A 23248-nucleotide genomic window follows, 5' to 3' on the forward strand; every position below is an offset into this window, starting at 1 on the left:
AGGGCCCGTCCGGGCCGCTAGTCCCGCGGCCTTCGGAGCTCGCGCCGTCCGAAGAGGTGCATGATGATCTCCCCGGCGGTGGCGTCGACGGGCGAGCCCTGGCCGATCACCCAGCGCGCATCCGTGGCCCGCAGCGAGCGGCGGCGCACGATCCGCGCCGACTTGCCGCGCGCGATCGAGCGGACGTGCGCGAGCGCGACCGCGCCGGTCGAGTGCGGGCTGAGGCGGATGGGTAGGCCGAGCGCCTCGGTGATGTCGTAGGTGTGCACGACGGCCTCGGTGAGCTCGATGATGCCGGTGCGGCCGATGCCCTGCAGCTTCTCCTCGCCGATGGCGCGCAGCCGCGAGACGAGCTCCTCCGGCGCGGCGGAGCCCTCGCGGACGGCGATCTCGCTGATCGCGCGGGAGGGGCTCAGCCGGGCGCGCCGGGCCGCGCGCACGCCGCTGCGGAGCATGGTGCCGCTGTGCTCGCCGAGCCGCCACAGCAGGTGGCCGACGACGTCCCGGATGCGCCAGCCCTCGCACAGGCTCGGCGCCTCCCACTGCGACCCGTCCAGCTCGTCGAGGAGATCCGCGAGCCGGTCGAGGGTGGTCGCGAGATGGGCGCTCCAGTCGCCGGGGATGCGCTTCGGCGGGCGCGAGAAGGCGTCTTCGTGCTGGGGCAGTTCTTCGGAGGCGCTGGAGTGTGTCACGGCGTCATTATTGCACCGAGGCGGCCCGGGAGCTTGGGGATCGATTCGCATGGCGGAGGCTGGTCGGGGTATGATCTGCCAAACGCCTGCATCTCCGGGAGCGTTCTGGATTTCCCGAGTCCGCGTTTCGACGACGAATTCGTCACGTTTCGCGCGTGTTCCTCGCAGCGCCTCCCGCGATCTGCACGCAGCGCATTCGGCACCGAGTTCCGATTTGCCCATTTGCTCACCGAAGGAGGGGCATGACGCCCAAGACCCGATCGCGGATGAACCATCACGCGTCGCGCCGACGCGCCCGCAGCGCCGGCGACAACACCGGGGTGATCCCGCAGCTCGCCAAGGCGGCCCGCGAGGTCGAGGCCGCCGCGGCCCGCGGCCGCGTCTCGCCGGCGAACCGGACGAAGTTCCAGGTGGCCGCCCTGCTCATGCGCGAGGAGCGCGCCCGGCTCAAGACCGATGCGGGCGTGTCGGACTCGGCGCGCGCCGAGTCGATGAAGCGCCTCGACGGGCTCGCCGCCATCCTCGCGAAGACCGCGGCGCGGGACACCTCGCTCATCGCCCTTCTCGACGCGAACGCGCCGACCACGCCGCAGGCGCGCGAGCTCCGCAAGCAGATCCTCTTCGCCGCGGGCGTCGACATGGTGGTCGACGAGAAGCCGCAGGAGGAGACGCCCAAGCAGTCGCTGCCCCAGAAGATCCTCGAGCGCCAGGTCACGCCCACGAGCGTGAAGTCGCGGGTGCGCTCCTCGCCCTTCCTCGCGCCGGATCTCTCGAAGATCCGCCCCCGCGAGCAGCACTACTCGCGGCTGCACAACTGGGAGCTGCTCAGCTCGCTCCTCAAGGCCTTCGAGACCGGCGCCGGCGGCGGAGCGGCCTCGATGGACCTGCCCGAGCCGCCCCGCTTCGACCGGGTCGCGCCCGTGGGCGCCGAGCTCATGCCGCACCAGGCCCAGCTCATCGAATCGGTGCGCGAGGGGCACCGCACGGTCCTGCTCGCCGACGAGCCGGGCCTCGGCAAGACCGCGCAGTCGATCCTGGCCGCCTCGGTGGCCGACGCCTATCCGCTCCTGTGCGTGGTGCCGAACGTCGTGAAGACCAACTGGCAGCAGGAGGTCGAGCGCTGGACCCCGACCCGTCGGGCCACGGTCATCAGCGGCGACGGCCAGGACATCGACGCCTTCAGCGACGTGTTCATCGTCAACTACGAGATCCTCGACCGGCACATCGGCTGGCTCACCGAGATCGGCTTCCGCGGCATGGTGGTCGACGAGGCCCACTTCATCAAGAACCTGCAGTCGCAGCGCTCGCAGCTCGTGCTGCAGCTCTCGCGCTCGATCCGCACGCACATCCCGGGCGTGGAGCCGCTGCTCATGGCGCTCACGGGCACGCCGCTGATCAACGACGTCGAGGACTTCAAGGCGATCTGGCAGTTCCTCGGCTGGCTGGACGGCGACAAGCCGGCTCCGGTGCTCATGGACGCGCTGGACGACACGGGGCTCGTGCCCTCGGACCCGGGCTTCCTCGCCGCCGCCCGGCGCACGGTCATCGACCTCGGCATCGTCCGGCGCCGCAAGGTCGACGTGGCGAAGTCGCTGCCCTCGAAGCGCATCATCGACATGCCCGTCGAGCTCGACTCGGAGGAGGGCAACTCGATCCGCCGCGCCGAGCGCATGCTCGTGGAGCGGCTGCTCGGCCGCTACGACCGGATGATCGCCGCCGCGGACCTGCCCGCCGGCACGATCGACGAGGACCGCCTGCGGATGCTCGCCCGTCAGGAGGTCGAGGAGTCGAAGGCCTCCACGGCCGGGGACTCGATCTTCACGATGCTGCACCGCATCGGCGTCGCGAAGGCGCAGCTCGCCGCCGAGTACACGGCGCAGCTCGCGCACTCGGCCGGCAAGGTCGTCTTCTTCGCGAAGCACATCGAGGCGATGGATCGGGCGACGGAGGCCTTCGAGTCCGAGGGCCTGCGCAGCGTCGCGATCCGGGGCGATCAGACCCAGGCCGCCCGCGACCGGGCGATCGAGGCCTTCCAGCAGGACCCCGAGGTCAAGGTGATCGTCTGCTCGCTCATGGCGGCGGGCGTCGGCATCAACCTCCAGGTGGCGAGCGACGTCGTGCTGGCCGAGCTCAGCTGGACGGCGGCGGAGCAGACCCAGGCCATCGACCGCGTGCACCGCATCGGGCAGGAGGAGCCGGTGACGGCCTGGCGCATCCTCGCCTCGCAGACCATCGACGCGCACGTCGCCGAGCTGATCGACTCGAAGCAGGGGCTCGCGGCGCGCGCGCTCGAGGGCACCGACGAGGGCGAGGCCCAGAGCGAGGACATCCAGGTCGAGGCGATCATCGGCATGCTGCGGGAGGGGCTCGAGCGCCGCTTGGCGAACTGACCAACGCGACTCGGAATCCCTTGTTCGCCCGCACGACCGGGGGATTCGCGGGGCACCTAGACTGGGCTGCGGCAATGTAGCCCATCGAACTAACGAAGGTGAGACCGCAGAGCATGGTTCAGCAGGAGTTCCGCATCGAGGCCGACTCGATCGGTGAGATCAAGATCCCCGCCGAGGCGTACTGGGGCGTCAATACCGCCCGCGCCGTGGAGAACTTCGACATCGCCCGACGGCAGATCGGCGTGTATTCCGACTTCGTCGTCGGCCTCGCGCAGGTGAAGCAGGCCGCCGCCCGGGCCAACCGGGAGATCGGGGTGCTGGACCCGGAGCGCGCCGAGCTCATCGACCGCGCGTGCCAGGACATCATCGACGGGCGGCTCCACGACCAGTTCGTCGTCGGCGTCATCCAGGGCGGGGCGGGCACCTCCTCGAACATGAACGCGAACGAGGTCATCGCTAACCGCGCGCTCGAGCTGGCGGGGCGCCCCCGCGGCGACTACGGCTACATGTCGCCGAACGACCACGTCAACCTCTCGCAGTCCACGAACGACGCCTACCCCTCGGCGCTCAAGCTCGCGCTCGTGCACTCCACGAGCAACCTCATCGCCGAGTACACGCTGCTCAAGGACGCCATGGCGAAGAAGGGCATGGAGTTCAAGGACATCCTCAAGGTCGGTCGCACGCAGATGCAGGACGCGGTGCCCATGACCCTCGGGCAGGAGTTCCACGGCTTCTCGACGACGATCGGCGAGGACATCGAGCGGCTCCGCGACGTGCAGCCGCTGCTGCTCGAGCTCAACCTCGGCGCCACCGCGATCGGCACGGGCATCAACACGCATCCCGACTATCGCGAGTCGGTGATCCGCAACCTGCGCGAGCTCACGGGCTACGAGTCGCTCACCTCCGCCACCGACCTCATCGAGGCGACCAGCGACACGGGCGTCTTCATGTCGCTCTCCTCGGTGATGAAGCGCGGCGCGATGAAGCTCTCCAAGATCTGCAACGACCTCCGGCTGCTCTCCTCCGGACCGCAGGCGGGCATCGGCGAGATCAACCTGCCCGCCCGCCAGGCGGGATCCTCGATCATGCCCGGCAAGGTCAACCCGGTCATCCCGGAGGCCGTGAGCCAGGTCGCGTTCGTCGTGGCCGGCGGTGACGTCGCGGTGTCCTTCGCATCCGAGGCGGGCCAGCTGCAGCTCAACGCGTTCGAGCCGGTCATGATGCACACGCTCATGCAGAACTCGGTCTGGCTGCGCCGCTCGATGCGCACGCTCCGGGTGAACTGCGTCAACGGCATCACCGCGAACCGCGAGAAGACCGAGGCGCAGGTCGCCGCGTCCATCGGGCTGGTCACCGCGCTCAACCCGCTGATCGGCTACGCGGCCGCGTCGAAGGCGGCCAAGCGCGCGCAGCGCACGGGGGAGAACGTGGGCGACATCGTCGTGGCCGAGGGCATGCTCACCCGGGAGCAGGTCGACGAGATGCTGCGCCCGCACGTGCTCGCGGGCAAGTACCCGGGCGACGACTCGGAGTTCCTCACGGCGGAGGAGATCGCCGAGCGCGAGCGGCAGATCGACTCGCTCGACGCAGCGGAGCCCTCCCTGCACGCGTAGCAGGGCGCGAGCGCCCCGTCGGACAGGCGGAACGCCCGCCGCACCCGAAGGTGCGGCGGGCGTTCCGCCTCGCGGGGCCGGCTACTCGCGCTCGTTGCGCCGGTCGGCGCCGCCCTCGTCGACCATCAGGTCGCCCTCGTCCTCGAGATCGGCGAGGGCCTCGGCCCGCTGCTCTCCGACGGCCATCACGTTCTGGGCCTGCAGCTCGATGCTCCGCTCCTTGGCCTGGTCCACCCATTCCCTCGCCGAGAGGCGCGCGTCGTCGATGCTGGTGCGCGTGTCGTCCATCCGCCGTCGCAGGTCCGCGCGCAGCGACTCGGTGGTGTGCACGATGCGCGACTCGAACTCGCGCGAGGAGGCCGAGACCTTGCCGGTCAGGCGCGCGAGGCCGTCCGTCGCGAGGTCCGCGCCCTGCTGCGCGATGGCGACCGCCCGCCTCGCGGGGGCCGACTCCGCGACGGAGCACGCGACGCCCTTGATCTGCTCGTAGCGCTCGCGCCCGGCCCGGGCGCCGAGGACGAAACCGACGCCGGCGCCGACGATAAACAAGACTCGCTTCATGGTTCCAATGTACCGCCCGCTACTGGACGAAGGGCGCGAGACGCCGCCGGCGCGCGGTACCCTTTCCTCACCGAAGACCGCCCGTCGACGCAAGTAGTGGATCCCTCCTTGAACTCACCCCCGACCCGCAATACTCGGGCGCAGCTGCGCAGGCGCATCCGGCTGCCGCGCGCCCCGCTCATCTGGTACACGGTCCTCGCCGTCGTGCTCGTGGTGGGGCTCGTCGCCGTCGGCTGGCTCCTGGTCAACTGGCAGGTGGACGCCATCATCATGGCGATCCCGGCCGTGGTGCCGCTCGCCATCGCGCTCGCCGCGGTGCACTGGCTCGACCGCTGGGAGCCCGAGCCGCCGATGCTGCTCGCCTTCTGCTTCCTCTACGGGGCCGGCGCGTCGATCCTCGGCACGCTGCTGACCGGCAACTTCCTGCTCGACGTGGCCAGCGACTACCTCGAGACGGAGGGCGCCGTGAACGCCTTCTCCATCCTGGTCCAGGGGCCGGTCACCGAGGAGGTCATCAAGGGGGCCGGGCTCGTCGTGCTGCTGCTCATCGCCCGGCGCGAGTTCAACGGCCCCCTCGACGGCTTCATCTACGGGGCCATGATCGGGGCGGGGTTCGCGTTCACCGAGAACATCGTCTACTTCGCCTCCTCGGCCTCGACCGGCATCGAGTTCGTCTGGCTGCTCGTGGTGCGATGCATCCTGTCGCCCTTCGCGCACGTGCTGTTCACCGGCATGGTCGGCATGCCCATCGGCTGGGCGGCGCGCCGCAGCGAGCCCTGGCGGTTCGTCGTGGCCGTCATCGGGGGGCTCGCGTTCGCGATCGCCCTGCACGCCCTCTGGAACGGCGGGAACGTGCTGGTGCTGCCGCTGCTGGGCATCGAGCTGTCGAACCCGTTCGGGTGGATCATCTACTACGCGATCGTGCAGGTGCCGCTGTTCCTGCTCGCCGCCTGGTTCCTCGTGCGGCTGCAGGAGCACGATCAGGAGATCATCATGCTGCGGCTGGGGGAGTACCGGAAGGCCGGCTGGTTCACCGCGGGCGAGATCCGGATGATCACGGACTGGCCCATCCGCCGGGCGGCGCTGCGCTGGGCGAAGGAGCAGCCGGAGGCGGTGGGCGAGGCGATGCGCGGCTTCATCACCGAGGCCACCAGGCTGGCGTTCGCGCGCGAGCACGCGTCGGTGGACAAGAAGGACCCGAACCGGCGCACGAACGAGAAGCAGCTGCTCGAGCGCACGCGCGCGCATCGCGCGGTGCTCGCCGAGGCGCGCAAGCAGCGCCATGCGGGCAGGCTCCCGGGAGTGTGAAACCATGGTGGGCATGACTGAACTGCAGAAGCCCGAAATCGAATTCCCCGAGGGCCCGGCGCCCACGATGCTCGAGATCGAGGACATCGTCGTCGGCGACGGTCCCGAGGCCGCCAAGGGCGCGACCGTCGACGTCCACTACCTCGGCGTCGACTACGAGACCGGCGACGAGTTCGACTCCTCGTGGTCGCGCGGCGAGTCCGTCAACTTCCCGCTCGCGATGCTCGTGAAGGGCTGGCAGCTGGGGATCCCCGGCATGCGCGTCGGCGGCCGCCGCAAGCTCGTGGTGCCGCCCGCGCTCGCCTACGGCGAGGCCGGGGCGCACCCCCTCGCCGGGCGCACGCTCATCTTCGTGATCGACCTGCTCGGCACCAAGTAGCCCCGCCCCGGTGGTTCGCATCCGCCTCCCGGTGCGGTACACTTGGGAGGTTGCCGTGAATCGGCCGCGGATGGAGAGAGTTCTGGGAATCGGTCCGAGAACGCCGCGCAGCGAACGAAAGGGGCTCACGCCAATGGCGCTGAACGCAGAAACGAAGAAGGCCATCATCGACGAGTACGCGACGCACGAGGGCGACACCGGCAGCCCCGAGGTGCAGGTCGCGCTGCTCAGCGCCCGCATCAGCGAGCTCACCGAGCACCTCAAGGAGCACAAGCACGACTTCCACTCGCGTCGCGGCCTGCTGCTCCTCGTCGGCCAGCGCCGTCGTCTGCTCAAGTACCTGACCCAGGTCGACATCAACCGCTACCGCACGCTCATCGGCCGTCTCGGCCTGCGCCGCTAGCGACGACCGGCCCGGAGACGGGCGAGTCCGGAACGCCCCCGCCTCGAGGCGGGGGCGCTCCGCGTTTTCCGCACCCGTGCGGTGCCGGATATTCCCGATCGGGCGGAATATGACGCTCGGAGACGACGCCGGGGCAGCGGATGCGGGCTCCCGAATATCGTGACGGGGACCACTGCCACGTCGACGAAGGAGCCAGCGACCATGACCGAATTCTCCAGCCTCACCAGGGTCATCCGAGCGGGGATCGAAACGGATCCGGCGCAGGGCGCGGTCGTGCCGCCGCTGTACAGCTCCTCGACCTACGCCTTCAAGGCCTTCGGCGAGCGGCGGGAATTCGACTACACGCGCTCGGGCAACCCCACGCGAGCCATCCTCGGGGAGGCGCTCGCCGAGCTCGAGGGCGGCGCCGGGGCCTCCGTGGTCGCCACCGGCACGGCCGCGATGACGCTCGCGCTCATCACCCTGCTCGAGCCGGGCGATCTCGTCGCCTATCCGCACGACTGCTACGGCGGCAGCTGGCGGCTCTTCGAGGAGCTCCGGGCCAAGGGCCACTACCGGTTCGAGGCGGTGGACTTCACCGATACCGAGGCTGCCCGGGAGCGGCTGCGCGAGCTGCGTCCGAGCCTGGTCTGGATCGAAACCCCCTCCAATCCGCTGCTCGGTGTGACCGACGTCCGGGCGATCGGGGAGACCGGGCACGAGCTCGGCGCGGTCGTCGTCGTGGACAACACCTTCCTCACCCCGCTCGGGCAGCGCCCGTTCGAGCTCGGCGCCGACGTGATCGTGCACTCCGTGACGAAGTGCCTCAACGGCCACTCCGACGTCGTCCAGGGCGCGATCGTCGCGAAGACCGAGGAGCTCGCCGAGCGCTTCGACTGGTGGAGCAACGTGCTCGGCGTCACGGCCAGCCCCGCCGACTCGCATCTCGTGCTCCGCGGCCTGCGCACCCTCCACGTGCGCTTCGAGCGCCATCAGCGCAACGCCGTCGAGGTGGTCGACGCCATCAAGGACCACCCGGCGATCAGGACCGTCTACTTCCCCGGCCTCGAGACGCACCCCGGCCACGAGCTCGCGATGCGGCAGCAGCTCGGCTTCGGGTCGATGTTCTCGATCGACCTCGCCGGCGGGGAGGCGGCGGCGCGCCGCTTCGTCGAGGGCAAGCGCCTGTTCAGCCTCGCCGAGTCCCTGGGCGGCACCGAATCGCTCGTCGCCCACCCGGCGACGATGACGCACGTGGCGATGCCGCCGGAGATCCAGGCGCTGGCCGGGATCACCCCCGGCCTGCTGCGCTTCTCGGTCGGCATCGAGCCGGCCGAGGACCTCATCGCGGATCTCCGCGCGAGCCTCGACGCGGCGCTCGGCTAGCGCCTCCCGGGCGAGGGGCGAACGCCCGTCCGGAGCCCCGCGGCATCCTCCGCTGGGAGCCGGACGGGCGTATTTCCGCGCCGCACTGTTACAGTGGGCGAGTCCGTATTCACCCGCGCGCGGATCGGCCCTGCTGATCTTCGGTGGTGGCACCCCGGTTCCATCGAGCCGGTGCGTTTCCACTGACGGTCAGCCCGGCAGCCCACTAGGGGCATTCCGGTGTGTGCTGTGCGCGTGCGGACGATCGCAAGGAGGAGACCTTTGGAAGGTCCCGAAATCAAGTACGCCGAGACCGTCATCGACAACGGCAGGTTCGGCACCCGCACCGTCCGGTTCGAGACCGGCCGCCTCGCCCAGCAGGCGCAGGGCTCGGCAGTCGCCTACCTCGACGACGAGACCATGCTGCTCAGCGCCACGAGCGTCTCGAAGAACCCGAAGGACAACTTCGACTTCTTCCCGCTCACCGTGGACGTGGAGGAGCGCAGCTACGCGAAGGGCGACATCCCCGGCTCGTTCTTCCGCCGCGAGGGCCGCCCCTCGACCGACGCGATCCTCGCGTGCCGGCTCATCGACCGCCCGATGCGCCCGTCGTTCATCGACGGCCTCCGCAACGAGGTGCAGATCGTCATCACGGTCCTCTCGATCGCACCCGACGAGACCTACGACGTGCTCGCCGTGAACGCCGCCTCGATGTCCTCGCAGATCTCGGGCGTGCCGTTCTCCGGCCCCATCGGCGCGGTGCGCATCGCCCTCATCGACGGCCAGTGGGTCGCCTTCCCGACCTACTCGCAGGTGCTCGAGGAGGCGGTCTTCGAACTGACCGTCGCCGGCCGCCTGGTGACGCGCAAGGACGGCACCGAGGACATCGCCGTCATGACCGTCGAGGCGCAGGCGCCCGAGAACGCCTGGAACCTCATCCAGGCGGGGGCCAAGAAGCCCGACGAGGCGACCGTGGCCCAGGGCCTCGAGGCCTCGAAGCCCTTCATCACGCAGCTCATCAAGGCGCAGCTCGACGTCGCGGGGCAGGTGAACAAGGAGGTGCAGGAGTACCCCACGTTCCCCGCCTACGAGGAGCCCGTCCGCGCGGCGGTCGCAGAGATCGCCGAGACGGAGCTCGCGAAGGTCTACCAGATCGCCGACAAGGTCGAGCGCCAGCACGCCGACGACGAGCTCAAGGACCGCGTGAAGGCGGAGATCGCCGCGAAGGTCGAGGCGGGCGAGCTGCCCGAGTCGGCCAACGGCCAGGTCTCGGCCGCCTACAAGTCGGTGACGAAGGACATCGTGCGCGGGCGCATCCTCAGCGACGGCCTGCGCATCGACGGCCGCGGCGTGACCGACATCCGCCAGCTGGACGCCGAGGTCGACGTGATCCCGCGCGTGCACGGCTCGGCGATCTTCCAGCGCGGCGAGACCCAGATCATGGGCGTCACCACGCTGAACATGCTGAAGATGGAGCAGCAGATCGACTCGCTCTCGCCGCAGAAGAGCAAGCGCTACATGCACCACTACAACTTCCCGCCCTACTCGACCGGCGAGACCGGTCGCGTCGGCTCCCCGAAGCGCCGCGAGATCGGCCACGGCAACCTCGCCGAGAAGGCGCTCGTGACGGTGCTGCCGGCGCGCGAGGAGTTCCCCTACGCGATCCGCCAGGTCTCCGAGGCCCTCGGCTCGAACGGCTCGACCTCGATGGGCTCGGTCTGCGCGTCGACGCTCTCGCTGCTCAACGCGGGCGTGCCCCTGCGCGCGGCCGTCGCGGGCATCGCGATGGGCCTCGTCTCGGCCGAGGTCGACGGCGAGACGCAGTACCGCGCCCTCACCGACATCCTCGGGGCCGAGGACGCGCTCGGCGACATGGACTTCAAGGTCGCAGGCACGAGCGAGTTCATCACCGCGCTGCAGCTCGACACCAAGCTAGACGGCATCCCCTCGGAGGTGCTCGACCAGGCGCTCACGCAGGCGCGCGACGCCCGCATCGAGATCCTCGACAAGGCCATCACCCCGGTCATCGACCAGCCCGACGAGATGGCCGAGACCGCCCCGCGCATCATCTCGGTGCAGGTCCCGGTCGACAAGATCGGCGAGGTGATCGGGCCCAAGGGCAAGATCATCAACCAGATCCAGGAGGACACCGGCGCCGACATCTCCATCGAGGACGACGGCACCGTGTTCATCGGCGCGACCAGCGGGTCGGCGGCCGAGGCGGCGCGCGACGCGGTCAACGCGATCGCGAACCCGCAGGTGCCCGAGGTCGGCGAGCAGTACCTCGGCACCGTCGTGAAGAACGCCTCCTTCGGCGCCTTCGTCTCGCTGCTGCCCGGCAAGGACGGCCTGCTGCACATCTCCGAGGTGCGCAAGCTCGTCGGCGGGAAGCGCGTCGAGAACGTCGAGGACGTCGTGTCCATCGGCCAGAAGCTGCTGGTGCGCATCACCAAGGTGGACGACCGCGGCAAGCTCTCGCTCGAGCCCGTGCTCGAGGAAGAGGAGGTGCCGACCGACGCCTAGCGCGTCGGCGGTACCGACCGCCGGGCCCGGCACCCCGTGATCGAACGGGGGCCGGGCCCGGCCCGTTTCCCGGCAGCCGCGCCGCCCGGTCGCCGGTACGCGATAGGCTGTCGCAGCTATGACCTCACCCACCTCGCTCCCGCTCGACGTCCCGCATCTCGATGAAGCCGTGGCGGGAGGCGCGAGGCTCCGGAGAAGCGTGCTGCCCAGCGGCATCCGGCTCATCACCGAGGACGTGCCGGGCGCCGCCTCCGCGTCGATCGGCTTCTTCGTCCCGCTCGGCTCGCGGGACGAGACCGACCGGGAGTACGGCTCGAGCCACTTCCTCGAGCACCTCCTGTTCAAGGGCACGCCCAGCCGCTCCGCGCGCGACGTCGCGCTCGAGTTCGAGCGCGTGGGCGGGGACTTCAACGCGGCCACCTCGCGCGAGCAGACCGTCTACTACGCCCGGGTGCGCGATCGCGACCTCGGCATGGCCGTCGACGTGCTCAGCGACATGATCACCTCCTCGCTCCTCGACCCCGCGGAGTTCGAGCTCGAGCGCGGCGTGATCCTCGAGGAGATCGCGATGGCCGAGGACGACCCGACGGACGTGCTCTGGGAGCGCTTCTACGACAACTTCTTCGGCGAGCACCCGCTGGGCCGCCCGATCGCGGGCACGCCGGAGTCCATCGACGCGTCGACGCGGGACGAGGTCTGGGACTTCTACCGGCGCCACTACCGCCCCGAACGGCTCGTGGTGGCGATCGCGGGCCGCGTGGACCACGACGCGGTCCTCGAACGGCTCGAACGGGGCCTGCGCGCGGGCGGCTGGGACCTCGACGCGCGAGGCCGCCCGGCGCCCCGCCGCCACGACGGGCCGTCGGCCTTCGCACGGCGCGAGGCCTTCCAGCACATCCCGCGCGAGCTCGAGCAGACCCATCTCATCCTCGGCACCCCAGGGATCAACGCGACCGACCGGCGCCGGGTCCCCTACGGACTCATGCACCACGTCCTGGGCGGGGGCATGTCCTCGAGACTCTTCCACGAGGTCCGCGAGCGCCGCGGCCTCGTCTACTCGGTCTTCTCCTTCGGCGCGAGCCACACCGACGCGGGCGTGACCGGGGTCTCGGCCTCGTTCCTGCCGAACAAGGCCGCGGAGGCCATCCGGGTCATCCGCGGCGAGCTCGAGCGGATCGCGGCCGACGGGGTGAGCGAGGAGGAGCTCGCGGACGCCCAGGGCGCGGGTGCCGGTGCGGGCGCGCTCGCACTCGAGTCGATGAATGCGCGGATGCACCGCCTGGCGCGCAGTGAACTCGTGCTGGGCGAGTACATTGATCTCGATGAGTCGATCGCCCGGATGAACGCGACGACCACCGAGGACATCCGCGCCATCGCCGCGGAGTTCGCGTCCGGGCAGCTCACCGCCGAGACGATCGGACCCATCACGGAGGACGCGAAGACGGAACTGGAGGCGCTCGTATGAGCCATTTCCTCTATCTGGTGCGGCACGGAGAGCAGGAGAACGCCGAGCACGGCATCGCCGAGGGCCCGCTCTCCGAGCGGGGGAGGCTGCAGGCGCACGCGCTCGGCCGGAGGCTCTCGCGGGTGCCGTTCACCGCGGCCCACACCTCGCCGCTCGACCGGGCGCTCGACACGGCCGGGGTGATCGACACCTACACGCAGGGGCCGCCGACGCAGCCGTCGAACCTGCTGTTCGACTGCGTGCCCTCCTCGGGCGAGGATGCGCCCGACTCCTACGAGAGCTTCTTCTCGGGCATCGAGCCGGAGCTCGTGGAGGCCGGCCAGGCGCAGATGACGGACGCGATCAACGCGTACTTCACCCGCTCCCGCGAGGACGAGCACACGCTGCTGATCACCCACAACTTCGTGATCGGCTATTTCGTGCGGCAGCTGCTGGGTCTGCCGGAATGGGCGTGGCTGACCCTCGGCACCGGCAATACGGCGCTCACGGTGCTGCGACTCCGCTCGGGCCGGCCCGACGAGCTCAAGCTCTTCGGCGACCTCTCGCACCTCGAGCCGCAGGACCGGACGGGCGTCAACCGGTTCCCGGACGTCTAGCCCGCCGGCGCCTCCGAGGCCGGGGCGCGGCGGTCCAGCCGTCTGCCGTACCAGCGGTTCGCGTTCGTGTTGCCGTTGAACCTCGGGATGGGCGAGAAGCCGTTGCGCGCGTAGAGGCGGGCCGCGGCCTCGAGCGAGTCGTGCGTGTCGAGCACGAGCCGGTCGCCGCCGTACTCCGCCGCGAAGTCCGCGAGCGCGTCGATGAGGCGCTGCGCGACGCCCCGGCCGCGCGCCTCGGGCCGCGTGTAGAGGTGCTTGAGCTCGAACCAGCGGTCGCCGCCGAAGCCGTCGTCCCGCCACTCGGGGCCCGGGACGACGCGGCGCACTCCGGCGCAGCCGAGCGGCTCCCCGCCCTCGACCGCCAGCAGGAACCGGCCGTGCGGCGGGCGGAACTGCCCGGGCGCGGGCCGGGTGCTCCGGTACTCGCCGTCCTCGGCCGGTCGGGACCTCGCCCGGCCGGCCATGTACTCGGCGAGCAGGGCCGCGGCGAGCGGCGCATCCGGGGCGGTGGCGCGAAGTTCGAGCATGCGAGCAGCATAGCCGCGGCGCTGCGGGGCCGTCGGCTCGCGCGCTACGGTAGTGGGCATGGCAATTGCAGTCGCGGTCACCGGTGCGTCCGGCCGAATGGGCACCCTGATTCAGCAGATCATCGCCGAGCACGAGGAGTTCGAGCTCCACGCCGCGCTCACGAGCGCGTCCTCGCCGGAGGAGATGCTCGGCGCGGACGTCCTCATCGACGTCACGCGCATCGACGTCGCGGAGGGGCTCGTGGACTTCGCCCTGGCGCACGGCATCGACGTCGTGACCGGCACGAGCGGGTGGAGCGCGGAGCGGCTGGCCGCGCTCGAGGCGCGGATCCCCGAGGGGCGCGGCGTGATCGTGGCCCCCAACTTCTCGGTCGGCTCCGTGCTCGGCACCCACCTCGCGACCATCGCGGGCCGGTTCTACGACTCGATCGAGATCCTCGAGGCCCATCACGACAAGAAGATCGACTCGCCCTCGGGCACGGCCGTGCGCACCGCCGAGGCGATCTCGGCGGCCCGCGACGAGGCCCCGGTGCCGCCGAACGCCGACCAGGAGGCGCGCGGCAGGGTCGTGGCCGGCATCCCGGTGCACTCGCTGCGCCTGCGCGGCGTGGTCGCGGACCAGCAGGTGATCTTCGGCGGCACGGGGGAGACCCTCACGATCCGTCACGAGACCCTCTCGAACGGGGCCTACGTGCAGGGCATCCGCCTCGCGCTCGGCGCGGCCCCCGAGGCGCGCGGCCTCACGGTCGGGATCGATCGGCTGCTCGGCATCGGCGGAGCGGCGTGAGCCGTCCGGAGGGCGCGCGCCGGGTGTCCGGCGCGCAGGCGGGCGTCTACATCCTGCTGGCGCTCATCGCGATCTACCTCGTCGCGATCAGCGGCATGGTCTACGGGCTCGTCACGAGCGGCGAGCCGATCGGCTTCGCGATGGGCGCCGCGCTCGTCGTCTTCCCGGTGGTGGGCATCGTCTTCATCTGGAAGGACGTGCGGTTCGCCCGCCGCGGCGACCGCCTGCTGCGCGCGCTGGCGGAGGCGGGGGAGCTGCCCGAGGACACGCTGCCGAAGCGGCCCTCGGGACGCCCCGTGCGCGAGGCCGCGGACGCGGATTTCGAGCGCTGGAAGCAGGAGGTCGAGGCCGCGCCCGAGGACTATCGGGCGTGGGCCCGGCTCGCGCTGGCCTATCGCGCCTCGGGCGACACGGCCCGCGCCCGGCGGGCCATGCGGCAGGCCCTCGAGCTCGAATCGCGGGCGGGATGAGCGCGGGCGCTCCGCGCCCCTGCGATAGGCTGATCCGGTGAACGACGAGATTGAATTCCGCAGCGACGTCACCGTCGAACTCGTACGCTCGCAGGCCTCGGACGGCGATGTGCTGTTCGCCGCCCGCGTCTCCACGATCGGCGAGCAGACCCTCGAACGGGCCGGGGACGACGAGGAGCTCGAGAAGCGGGACCGCGGCCTCATCAACTTCCTGATGCGCGACCGCCACGGCACGCCCTTCGAGCACAACTCGATGACGTTCTACGTGCAGGCGCCCATCTTCGTCTTCCGGGAGTTCCAGCGGCACCGCATCGCCAGCTACAACGAGGAGTCCGGCCGCTATCGGCAGCTGCGGCCCGCGTTCTACGTGCCGGCGCCCGAGCGCAGGCTGCGCCAGGAGGGCCGCCCGGGCAAGTACGAGTTCCACCCCGGCACGCCCGAGCAGACGGCGCTCGTCGCGGAGGAGATCCGGGGCGCGTCGGTCGAGGCCTACGGGCGCTACCAGCGGATGCTCGACGCGGGGGTCGCGCGCGAGGTGGCTCGGATGGTGCTGCCGCTCAACATCTACTCCTCGATGTACGTCACGATGAACGCCCGCTCGCTCATGAACTTCCTCTCCCTGCGCCGCCTCGTCGAGGGCTCGGCCTTCCCCTCCTTCCCGCAGCGCGAGATCGAGATGTGCGCGGAGCGCATGGAGGAGCTCTGGGCCGAGCGGATGCCCATCACGGCCGAGCTCTTCAACCGGAACGGCCGCGTTGCCCCCTAGCGCGCTGCCCGAGGGCGGCCCGCTGCCGGCGGACGGCGCCCTGCCCGCCGCGGTCCGCGAGGGGGCGGGAGGCCGCCAGCTCGGCGCCTACGTCCACATCCCCTTCTGCCGGGTGCGCTGCGGCTACTGCGATTTCAACACGTACACCGCCACCGAGCTCGGATCGGTGTCGCAGGAGTCCTACCCGGACGCGGTGCTCGAGGAGATCGGCCTCGCGCGCCGCGTGCTCGACGAGGCCGGCCAGCGCTCCCCGCTGAGCACGGTCTTCTTCGGCGGGGGCACGCCGACGCTGCTCCCGGCCGCGGCGCTCGTCGACGTGCTCGCCCGGCTCCGGGAGGCCTTCGGGCTCGTCCCCGGCGCCGAGGTGAGCGTCGAGGCGAACCCCGACTCGGTGGACGCGGAGTACCTGCGCGCTCTGCGGGAGGGCGGGATGACGCGGGTGAGCTTCGGGATGCAGTCCGCGCAGCCGCACGTGCTCGCGACCCTAGACCGCACCCACGACCCCGAGCGGGTGCCCGAGGTGGTCAGCGCCGCGAAGGACGCGGGGCTCGAGGTCTCGGTGGACCTCATCTACGGCGCGCCCGGAGAGTCCCTCGACGACTGGCGCGCCTCGCTCGAGCAGGCGATCGCGCTCGAGCCGACCCATATCTCGGCGTACGCGCTCATCATCGAGCCGGGCACGGCGATCGCCCGTCGCATCCGCCGCGGCGAGCTGGAGCCCGTGGACGACGACCTGCAGGCCGAGATGTACGAGCTCGCCGACGGCCTGCTCGCCGAGGCCGGCTTCGAGTGGTACGAGCTCTCGAACTGGTCCCGGGGCGGCAGGCACCCCTCGCGGCACAATCTCGCGTACTGGCACGACACCGACTGGTGGGGCTTCGGGCCGGGCGCCCACAGCCACGTCAACGGCGTGCGCTTCTGGAACGTCAAGCATCCGGCGGCCTACGCGAACCGGCTGCGAGCGGGGGAGAGCCCCGCGGCGGGGCACGAGTCGCTCACGGCGCGGGAGCGCTACGAGGAATCGGTGCTGCTGCGCACGCGGCTGCGCGAGGGGCTGCCGGTATCGGAGCTGCGCGATAGGAAGGCGGTGGCGCGCCTCATCGCCGACGGCCTCGTGGCGCCCGAGGCCGCGCTCGCCGGCCGCGTGGTGCCGACACTCCGCGGGCGGCTGCTCGCGGACGTGATCGCGCGGGACCTCACCTGAGGCGAGGGGCCCTGCTCGCCGAGAGCGTAGCGGGGGATGCCGGCCCGCGCGAGAACCCGGGTAGAATTGGCAGTCGGACTTCGACAGTGCCAGCGAACGTGGATGGGGTGATGCGAGTGGTCAGCGACCGCAGTCTCGAAGTGCTCCGCGCCATCATCGGCGACTACGTCGAGACGCGCGAGCCGGTCGGCTCCAAGCGGCTCGTGGAGCGGCATCGTTTCGGCGTCTCGGCCGCGACGATCCGCAACGACATGGCGGCGCTCGAGGAGGCGGAGCTCATCGCGGCCCCGCACACCTCCTCGGGCCGCATCCCCACGGACAAGGGCTACCGCGTCTTCGTGGACCGCCTCGCAGGGGTGCGGCCGATGTCGGTCGTGCAGCGCCGCGCCATCGAGGAGTTCCTCGAGGGCTCGACGGACCCGGAGGAGCTCGTGGTGCAGGCGCTGCGGACCCTGGCCCAGCTCACGAACAGCGTCGCGATCGGGCGGCTGCCCTCGCTGCTGAGCTCCTCCATCCACCGGCTCGAGCTCGTCTCGCTCAGCGACCGGCGCATCCTCACGGTGCTCATCACCGATACCGGCCGCGTGGAGCAGCGCATCGTCGAGGTCGAGCACGAGGTGACCGAGGAGGTGCTGCTGCGCCTGCGGCACCACTGCAACGAACTGCTCGTCGGCTCCACGCTCCAGAGCGCGGTCGGCCGGCTCGACGAGGTCACGGAGCCGTTCGAGGGCGAGGACGAGGTGCTCGCCGCGGGGATCGTGACGGCCCTCGTCGACCAGCTGCACTCGCAGCGGGAGGACCGCCTCATCATCACCGGCGCCGCGAACCTCGCCCGCACCGAGGGCGACTTCTCGTCCATCCTGCCGGTGCTGGAGGCGATGGAGGAGCAGGTCGTGCTCCTGCGCCTGGTCGCGGAGCTCGATCTCGACGCGCAGGACGTGGCGGTCTCGATCGGGCACGAGAACGAGGACTCCTCCTTCGAGGAGACGAGTATCCTCGCATCCGGCTACTTCGCCGACCGCGGGCAGGGCCGGCTGGGCATCCTCGGCCCCACACGCATGGACTATCAGCGGAATATCGCGGCTGTTCGCGCAGTCGCACGCTATCTATCGCGCTCGTTCGACGACGGCGCGCAGTAATCAAGGAGGCAGCCGGACTTGGCAGACCACTACGAAACCCTCGGCGTCGCGCAGGACGCCTCGCAGGACGAGATCAAGAAGGCCTACCGCAAGCTCGCGCGGCAGCTGCATCCGGATGTGAACCCCTCGCCCGAGGCGGAGGCGAAGTTCAAGGACGTCACGGCCGCGTACGACGTGCTCTCGGACCCGCAGCGCCGTCAGCAGTACGACATGGGGCCGCAGGCCGGCCCCGAGGGCTTCGGCTTCGGCGACATCTTCGACGCCTTCTTCGGCGCCGCGCAGGGCGGCGGACGCGGCCGCCGCTCGCGCGCGCAGCGGGGCCAGGATGCGCTCGTGCGCGTGGAGCTGGACCTCGACGAGGTGATCTTCGGCACGCACCGGGACATCGAGGTGGCCACGGCGGTGCACTGCGACACGTGCGACGGCTCGGGCGCCGCGCCCGGCACCGCCCCGACGACCTGCCACCAGTGCGGCGGCACGGGCGAGGTCCGCCGCCAGGTGCGCTCGATCCTCGGGCCGGTCATCTCGACCTCGCCCTGCGGCGCCTGCCAGGGCTACGGCACCGTCATCGAGCACGCCTGCGAGACCTGCCACGGCCAGGGCCGCGTGCGCGCCCAGGTCACGATCCCCGTCGACATCCCCGCGGGCGTCGACTCCGGCCTGCGCCTGCACCTGCCCGGCCAGGGCGAGGCCGGCCCCGGGGGCGGGCCGAGCGGCGACCTCTACATCGAGGTGCGCGTGCGCGAGCACGACACCTTCGTCCGCAACGGCGACAACCTCGAGTGCCTGCTCGAGGTCTCGATGGTCGACGCGGTGTTCGGCGTCACGACCACGCTGCCGGGCCTCGACGGCGACATCGAGGTCGAGGTGCCGGCGGGCGCCCAGTCCGGGGACGTGCTCACGGTGCGGGGGCGCGGCATCACGCGGCTGCGCTCGACGCAGCGCGGCGATCTCGACGTGACCCTGCAGGTGCGCACGCCCACCAGGCTCGACCATCAGCAGAAGGAGCTGCTGCGGCAGTTCGCCGAGCGCGACAAGCAGGAGTCGGCGCCCTCGCTCACCAAGGAGCGCCAGGGGCTGTTCTCGAAGCTGCGCGGGAAGTTCGGCCGCTAGTGGCGCACGCCTACCTCGCCGAGCACTGGGACCGCCTGGCGGCGGGGGACCGGGTCGAGGTCGTCGGCGACGAGGCGCGCCACGCGGTGAAGGCGGCGCGGCTGCGCGTCGGGGAGCGCATCGTGCTGCTCAACGGCCGCGGCGGCAGGGCCGAGGCCGAGGTGGTGGAGGCCTCGCCCTCCGCCTTCCTCGTGCGGGCCGTGGAGGACTCCGAGACCGAGCCCGCCCCGGCGCCCGGCGTCACCCTCGTCCAGGCGCTCGCCAAGGGCGGCCGCGACGAGATGGCCGTGCAGGCCGCGGTCGAGCTGGGCGCGGAGGCGATCCTGCCCTGGCAGGCGCAGCGCTCGATCACGAGATGGCAGGGCGAGAAGCGGGACAAGCAGCGGGCGCGCTGGCAGACCATCGCGCGGGAGGCGGCCAAGCAGGCCATCCGCGCGCACCTGCCCCGCGTCGAGGAGCCCGTCGACTCCGGAAGCCTCGCGGAGCGGATGGCGACGGGCCGGTGGCTCGTCCTCGAGCCGAGCGCGGAGACCGTGTTCGGGGAGCTCGAGCTCGCACCGGAGGAGCCCGCGGTGGGCCTCGTGGTCGGGCCGGAGGGCGGCATCGCCCAGGCCGAGCTCGAGCGGTTCCGCGAGGCCGGGGCGACCCCGGTGCGGCTCGGTCGGAACGTCCTGCGCACCTCCACGGCGGGGCCCGCGGCGATGGCGGCCCTGCTTACGCGCCTGGGGCGCTGGTGACCGGCGCCGCCCAGTAGACTGGCCCGCATGTCTGCCAGCATCTTCACCAAGATCATCAACCGCGAGATCCCGAGCGAGATCCTGTACGAGGACGACCGGGTCATCGCAATCCGGGACATCAGCCCGCAGGCGCCCCTGCACCTGCTCGTGATCCCCAAGGCCGAGCAGTACGCGAACGTCGCCGAGCTCGCGGCGGGCGACCCCGAGCTGCTCGCGGCGATGGTCGCGACGGCGCAGCGGCTGGCCGAGGAGCACGCCGACGGCGAGTTCCGTCTCATCTTCAACACCGGGGCCGGGGCCGGCCAGACCGTCTTCCACGTGCACGCGCACGTGCTGGCCGGAGGCCTCCAGGAAGGCACACTTGTCGGAAACTGAGCAATCGCGCCCGTCGCGCATCGAACGGGTCATCACGATCGAAGGGGTCTCGGTCGTCAGCGTCCTGGGGCCGGCCGACCGCATCCTCCGGACCATCGAACGGCAGCATCCCGGGGTCCGCGTGCACGCGAGGGGCAACGAGCTCACGCTGTCGGGCTCGCCGGAAGACGTCCGGAAGGCCGAGGCGCTCGTGCGCGAGATCATCGAGATCGCGAAGTCGGGCGCCCCGCTCGACCCGGAGTCGGTGAGCCGCTCCAACCAGCTCCTCGAGACGAAGGGCGCGCCGCCGCCCTCCTCGGTGCTGGGCGAGGCGATCCTCACCTCCCGGGGGCGCACGATCCGGCCCAAGACGCTCGGGCAGAAGCAGTACGTCGACGCGATCGACGAGCACACCGTCACCTTCGGGATCGGCCCGGCGGGCACCGGCAAGACCTACCTGGCCATGGCGAAGGCCGTCCAGGCGCTGCAGCGCAAGGAGGTCTCCAGGCTCGTGCTCACGCGGCCCGCCGTCGAGGCGGGGGAGCGGCTCGGGTACCTGCCCGGCGGGCTCACCGAGAAGATCGACCCGTACCTGCGGCCGCTGTTCGACGCGCTCGGCGAGATGCTCGAGCCCGATCTCGTGCTCAAGCTGATGTCGACGAACGTGGTGGAGGTCGCGCCGCTGGCGTACATGCGCGGCCGCACGCTCAACGACGCCTTCGTCATCCTCGACGAGGCCCAGAACACGAGCCCCGAGCAGATGAAGATGTTCCTCACGCGGCTCGGCTTCGGCTCGAAGATGGTGGTCACGGGCGATATCACGCAGGTCGATCTCCCCTCGGGCGCGTCGGGCCTCAAGGACGCCTCGCGCATCCTCGAGGGCATCGAGGACATCCACTTCTCGCACCTCACGAGCGCCGACGTCGTCCGGCACACGCTGGTCGCCGAGATCGTCGACGCGTACACCGCCCACGAGGCGGGCATCCAGGCCCGCACGGGCCGCACACACTCCGGAGGACGCCGTTGAGCATCGAAGTGAATAACGAATCCGACATGGCGGTGGACGAGGCGCGGATGCTGCGGCTCGCCACCCACGTGCTCGACCGGCTGCACATCCACCCCGACGCCGATCTGAGCCTCGTGTTCGTCGACGTCGGCCCCATGGAGGAGCTGCACGTGCAGTGGATGGACGAGCCGGGCCCGACGGACGTGCTCAGCTTCCCGATGGACGAGCTCCGGCCCGGGTCGATCGAGCGGCAGACGCCGCCGGGACTGCTCGGCGACGTCGTGGTCTGCCCGCAGGTGGCGGAGAGCCAGGCGCAGGCCGCGGGGCACGACACCGAGTCCGAGATCCTGCTGCTGGTGACCCACGGCATCCTCCACCTGCTGGGCTTCGACCACGCGGAGCCGGAGGAGCACAAGCAGATGTTCGGCCTGCAGGCCGAACTGCTCGCGAGCTTCGCGAAGGCGGAGCGCAAGGGGGCGAAGTAGTCGGTGAGCTGGCTGCTCGCGGTCGGCATCGCCGTCGCGCTGGTGCTGGTCTCCGCGGTCCTCGCCGCGATCGAGGCGGCGCTTGCGGAGCTGCCGCGCTCCGACGTGGCGGAGCTCGCGGAGGACCACCCGGACAACCGCTTCCTGCCCGGCATCGCCGCAAACCCCGAGGGGCATCAGCAGGCGGCGGCGTTCACCCGTGCCGGCACCGAGGCGGTGGCCACCGCGCTGCTCGCGGTCTGGCTGACGCAGGTGCTCGCCGAGCCCTGGCTCGCGCTGGTGATCACGGCGGCGGTCATGCTGCTCGTGCACGTGCTGCTCACCGGCTCGACGGCGAAGTCGGTCGCGCGGGCGCACCCGCGCGAGACGCTGCGGCCGCTCGCGTGGTTCGTGCGCCTCACCCGCGTGCTGACCTCGCCCGTCGCCGATCTGCTCACGACGATCGGCGACTCCTTCACCCCCGGCAGGCACTCCCGGCAGGGCGCCTTCTCGAGCGAGGAGCAGCTGCTGTCGATGGTCGACGAGGCGACCGAGGACGAGGTGCTCGACGAGGAGGACCGCGAGCTCATCCACTCCATCTTCGACTTCTCCGACCGGCTCGTGCGCGAGGTCATGGTCGCCCGCACCGACATGATCACGGTCGACGCGCAGGCGCCGCTGGCCGACGCGCTTCGCGAGCTGCTCGAGTTCGGCATCTCCCGGGCGCCGATCACGGGCCGCGACAGCGACGACATCCGGGGCATCCTCTACCAGAAGGATCTCGCGCGGGAGCTGATGCGCCGAGGCGGCGAGCAGCCGAGCCTCGTGAACCGCGCCGAATCGCTCGCCCGCCCGGCGACCTTCGTCCCGGAGAGCCTCAGGGCGAACGAGCTGCTGCGGCGCATGCAGCGCGAATCCACGCACTTCGCGATCGTCGTCGACGAGTACGGCGGCGTCGCGGGGCTCGTGACGATCGAGGACCTCATCGAGCAGCTGGTGGGCGAGATCAGCGACGAGCACGATCGCGCGACCGACGACGTCGAGCTGCTGGCGGACGGCGGCATGCGGATCTCCTCGCGCATGTCCACGAGCGACCTCGGCGAACTGTTCGACCTCGAGCTCGAGGAGGAGGACGTCGACACGGTCGGCGGGCTCCTCGGCAAGGAACTCGGTAAGATCCCGGTACTCGGCGATCGCGCGGTCGTGCAGGGCCTCGAGATCACCGCGGACCGGGTGGGGCGGCGCCATCACGTCACCGAGGTCACGGTGCGCGTGGTCGGGGGCGGCGCGCAGGCGCCCCGCGGGGGCGGCGCGCTGACCGACTCCCTGACCGGCGTGCTCGAGGACCGGGGCACCGAGGACTCCCAGCGACGATGACGACCGAACCAGACCGAGAACCCGAGACGA

23 protein-coding genes are annotated in these 23248 nt (G+C 71.1%); 20 read left to right on the plus strand and 3 right to left on the minus strand.

What is annotated here, in order from left to right:
- Window positions 1–17: 17 nt before the first annotated feature.
- A complete protein-coding gene (locus FM112_RS00545; RefSeq protein WP_176386606.1) occupies window positions 18–692 on the minus strand; it encodes a maleylpyruvate isomerase family mycothiol-dependent enzyme in 675 nt (224 codons plus the stop codon).
- 242 nt (window positions 693–934) lie between these two features.
- On the opposite strand from FM112_RS00545, the gene FM112_RS00550 reads away from it, so the two are divergent.
- Together FM112_RS00550 and FM112_RS00555 are read left to right on the plus strand one after the other, a co-directional pair.
- Window positions 935–3082: a DEAD/DEAH box helicase gene (locus FM112_RS00550; RefSeq protein ID WP_087002175.1), complete on the plus strand. Its 2148-nt coding sequence runs from the start codon at window positions 935–937 to the stop codon at window positions 3080–3082.
- A gap of 113 nt (window positions 3083–3195) precedes the next feature.
- Window positions 3196–4695 carry an aspartate ammonia-lyase gene (locus tag FM112_RS00555; RefSeq protein WP_087002177.1) on the plus strand — a complete coding sequence of 500 codons (1500 nt, stop codon included), beginning with the start codon at window positions 3196–3198 and terminating at the stop codon, window positions 4693–4695.
- 81 nt (window positions 4696–4776) lie between these two features.
- Here the strand turns inward: FM112_RS00555 and FM112_RS17475 are convergent, their stop codons facing one another.
- On the minus strand, window positions 4777–5256 hold the full coding sequence (locus FM112_RS17475) for a hypothetical protein (RefSeq protein WP_140400518.1): 480 nt from the start codon (window positions 5254–5256) through the stop codon (window positions 4777–4779).
- 108 nt (window positions 5257–5364) lie between these two features.
- Between FM112_RS17475 and FM112_RS00565 the strand changes: the two genes are divergently transcribed.
- The 7 genes from FM112_RS00565 to FM112_RS00595 all read left to right on the plus strand — a co-directional run bounded on the left by FM112_RS00565 (window position 5365) and on the right by FM112_RS00595 (window position 13274).
- Window positions 5365–6564 (plus strand): PrsW family intramembrane metalloprotease, encoded by a 1200-nt coding sequence (locus tag FM112_RS00565; RefSeq protein WP_087002182.1) that lies wholly within the window; start codon window positions 5365–5367, stop codon window positions 6562–6564.
- A 13-nt stretch (window positions 6565–6577) separates the two neighbouring features.
- Entirely contained in the window at window positions 6578–6943 is a 366-nt protein-coding gene (locus FM112_RS00570) for an FKBP-type peptidyl-prolyl cis-trans isomerase (RefSeq protein ID WP_087002400.1), read from the plus strand.
- 133 nt (window positions 6944–7076) lie between these two features.
- The gene (gene rpsO / locus FM112_RS00575) at window positions 7077–7346 is read left to right on the plus strand and encodes a 30S ribosomal protein S15 (protein ID WP_087002184.1); all 270 of its coding nucleotides are present in this window, start codon (window positions 7077–7079) and stop codon (window positions 7344–7346) included.
- A gap of 201 nt (window positions 7347–7547) precedes the next feature.
- A complete protein-coding gene (metB, locus tag FM112_RS00580; RefSeq protein WP_087002186.1) occupies window positions 7548–8711 on the plus strand; it encodes a cystathionine gamma-synthase in 1164 nt (387 codons plus the stop codon).
- Window positions 8712–8972: 261 nt separating this feature from the next.
- Window positions 8973–11213 carry a polyribonucleotide nucleotidyltransferase gene (locus FM112_RS00585; RefSeq protein ID WP_087002188.1) on the plus strand — a complete coding sequence of 747 codons (2241 nt, stop codon included), beginning with the start codon at window positions 8973–8975 and terminating at the stop codon, window positions 11211–11213.
- Window positions 11214–11331: 118 nt separating this feature from the next.
- On the plus strand, window positions 11332–12678 hold the full coding sequence (locus FM112_RS00590; RefSeq protein ID WP_087002190.1) for a pitrilysin family protein: 1347 nt from the start codon (window positions 11332–11334) through the stop codon (window positions 12676–12678).
- Window positions 12675–13274, plus strand: coding sequence for a histidine phosphatase family protein (locus FM112_RS00595; RefSeq protein ID WP_087002192.1), 600 nt, complete (start codon window positions 12675–12677; stop codon window positions 13272–13274). The genes FM112_RS00590 and FM112_RS00595 overlap by 4 nt, the downstream gene beginning before the upstream one ends.
- Here FM112_RS00595 and FM112_RS00600 read toward each other — a convergent pair.
- Window positions 13271–13801 carry a GNAT family N-acetyltransferase gene (locus tag FM112_RS00600; RefSeq protein ID WP_087002194.1) on the minus strand — a complete coding sequence of 177 codons (531 nt, stop codon included), beginning with the start codon at window positions 13799–13801 and terminating at the stop codon, window positions 13271–13273. The two genes, FM112_RS00595 and FM112_RS00600, sit on opposite strands and share 4 nt — an antisense overlap.
- A 58-nt stretch (window positions 13802–13859) precedes the next feature.
- Between FM112_RS00600 and dapB the strand changes: the two genes are divergently transcribed.
- The 11 genes from dapB (at window position 13860) to FM112_RS00655 (ending at window position 23218) form a co-directional block, all read left to right on the plus strand.
- A complete protein-coding gene (dapB, locus tag FM112_RS00605; RefSeq protein WP_087002196.1) occupies window positions 13860–14588 on the plus strand; it encodes a 4-hydroxy-tetrahydrodipicolinate reductase in 729 nt (242 codons plus the stop codon).
- The gene (locus tag FM112_RS00610) at window positions 14585–15058 is read left to right on the plus strand and encodes a hypothetical protein (RefSeq protein WP_254910310.1); all 474 of its coding nucleotides are present in this window, start codon (window positions 14585–14587) and stop codon (window positions 15056–15058) included. The genes dapB and FM112_RS00610 overlap by 4 nt, the downstream gene beginning before the upstream one ends.
- 37 nt (window positions 15059–15095) lie before the next feature.
- Window positions 15096–15824 (plus strand): FAD-dependent thymidylate synthase, encoded by a 729-nt coding sequence (thyX, locus tag FM112_RS00615; protein ID WP_087002198.1) that lies wholly within the window; start codon window positions 15096–15098, stop codon window positions 15822–15824.
- Window positions 15814–17028: a radical SAM family heme chaperone HemW gene (hemW, locus tag FM112_RS00620; RefSeq protein ID WP_087002200.1), complete on the plus strand. Its 1215-nt coding sequence runs from the start codon at window positions 15814–15816 to the stop codon at window positions 17026–17028. The genes thyX and hemW overlap by 11 nt, the downstream gene beginning before the upstream one ends.
- A gap of 116 nt (window positions 17029–17144) precedes the next feature.
- Entirely contained in the window at window positions 17145–18167 is a 1023-nt protein-coding gene (hrcA, locus tag FM112_RS00625) for a heat-inducible transcriptional repressor HrcA (protein ID WP_087002404.1), read from the plus strand.
- 18 nt (window positions 18168–18185) lie between these two features.
- Window positions 18186–19280, plus strand: coding sequence for a molecular chaperone DnaJ (dnaJ, locus tag FM112_RS00630; RefSeq protein WP_087002202.1), 1095 nt, complete (start codon window positions 18186–18188; stop codon window positions 19278–19280).
- Window positions 19280–20017 (plus strand): 16S rRNA (uracil(1498)-N(3))-methyltransferase, encoded by a 738-nt coding sequence (locus FM112_RS00635; protein ID WP_087002204.1) that lies wholly within the window; start codon window positions 19280–19282, stop codon window positions 20015–20017. The genes dnaJ and FM112_RS00635 overlap by 1 nt, the downstream gene beginning before the upstream one ends.
- A 27-nt stretch (window positions 20018–20044) precedes the next feature.
- Entirely contained in the window at window positions 20045–20392 is a 348-nt protein-coding gene (locus FM112_RS00640; RefSeq protein WP_087002206.1) for a histidine triad nucleotide-binding protein, read from the plus strand.
- A complete protein-coding gene (locus FM112_RS00645; protein ID WP_087002207.1) occupies window positions 20379–21398 on the plus strand; it encodes a PhoH family protein in 1020 nt (339 codons plus the stop codon). Before FM112_RS00640 ends, FM112_RS00645 begins: the two co-directional genes overlap by 14 nt.
- Complete coding sequence (gene ybeY / locus FM112_RS00650; RefSeq protein ID WP_087002209.1) at window positions 21395–21862, plus strand: rRNA maturation RNase YbeY; 468 nt, start codon at window positions 21395–21397, stop codon at window positions 21860–21862. The genes FM112_RS00645 and ybeY overlap by 4 nt, the downstream gene beginning before the upstream one ends.
- A gap of 3 nt (window positions 21863–21865) precedes the next feature.
- Window positions 21866–23218, plus strand: a complete 1353-nt coding sequence (locus FM112_RS00655; RefSeq protein WP_254910311.1) for a hemolysin family protein — start codon at window positions 21866–21868, stop codon at window positions 23216–23218.
- Window positions 23219–23248: the final 30 nt, after the last annotated feature.

It is taken from the genome of Gulosibacter sp. 10, assembly GCF_900163695.1.
GTDB lineage: Bacteria > Actinomycetota > Actinomycetes > Actinomycetales > Microbacteriaceae > Gulosibacter.

Excerpts from the sequence above, each read along its gene's own strand:
- rpsO (WP_087002184.1), top strand. The coding sequence starts at position 7,077 with ATGGCGCTGAACGCAGAAACGAAGAAGGCCATCATCGACGAGTACGCG.
- metB (WP_087002186.1), top strand. The coding sequence starts at position 7,548 with ATGACCGAATTCTCCAGCCTCACCAGGGTCATCCGAGCGGGGATCGAA.
- dapB (WP_087002196.1), top strand. The coding sequence starts at position 13,860 with ATGGCAATTGCAGTCGCGGTCACCGGTGCGTCCGGCCGAATGGGCACC.
- FM112_RS00550 (WP_087002175.1), top strand. The coding sequence starts at position 935 with ATGACGCCCAAGACCCGATCGCGGATGAACCATCACGCGTCGCGCCGA.
- FM112_RS00600 (WP_087002194.1), bottom strand. The coding sequence starts at position 13,801 with ATGCTCGAACTTCGCGCCACCGCCCCGGATGCGCCGCTCGCCGCGGCC.
- FM112_RS00555 (WP_087002177.1), top strand. The coding sequence starts at position 3,196 with ATGGTTCAGCAGGAGTTCCGCATCGAGGCCGACTCGATCGGTGAGATC.
- FM112_RS00640 (WP_087002206.1), top strand. The coding sequence starts at position 20,045 with ATGTCTGCCAGCATCTTCACCAAGATCATCAACCGCGAGATCCCGAGC.
- FM112_RS00570 (WP_087002400.1), top strand. The coding sequence starts at position 6,578 with ATGACTGAACTGCAGAAGCCCGAAATCGAATTCCCCGAGGGCCCGGCG.
- FM112_RS00590 (WP_087002190.1), top strand. The coding sequence starts at position 11,332 with ATGACCTCACCCACCTCGCTCCCGCTCGACGTCCCGCATCTCGATGAA.
- FM112_RS00595 (WP_087002192.1), top strand. The coding sequence starts at position 12,675 with ATGAGCCATTTCCTCTATCTGGTGCGGCACGGAGAGCAGGAGAACGCC.
- FM112_RS17475 (WP_140400518.1), bottom strand. The coding sequence starts at position 5,256 with ATGAAGCGAGTCTTGTTTATCGTCGGCGCCGGCGTCGGTTTCGTCCTC.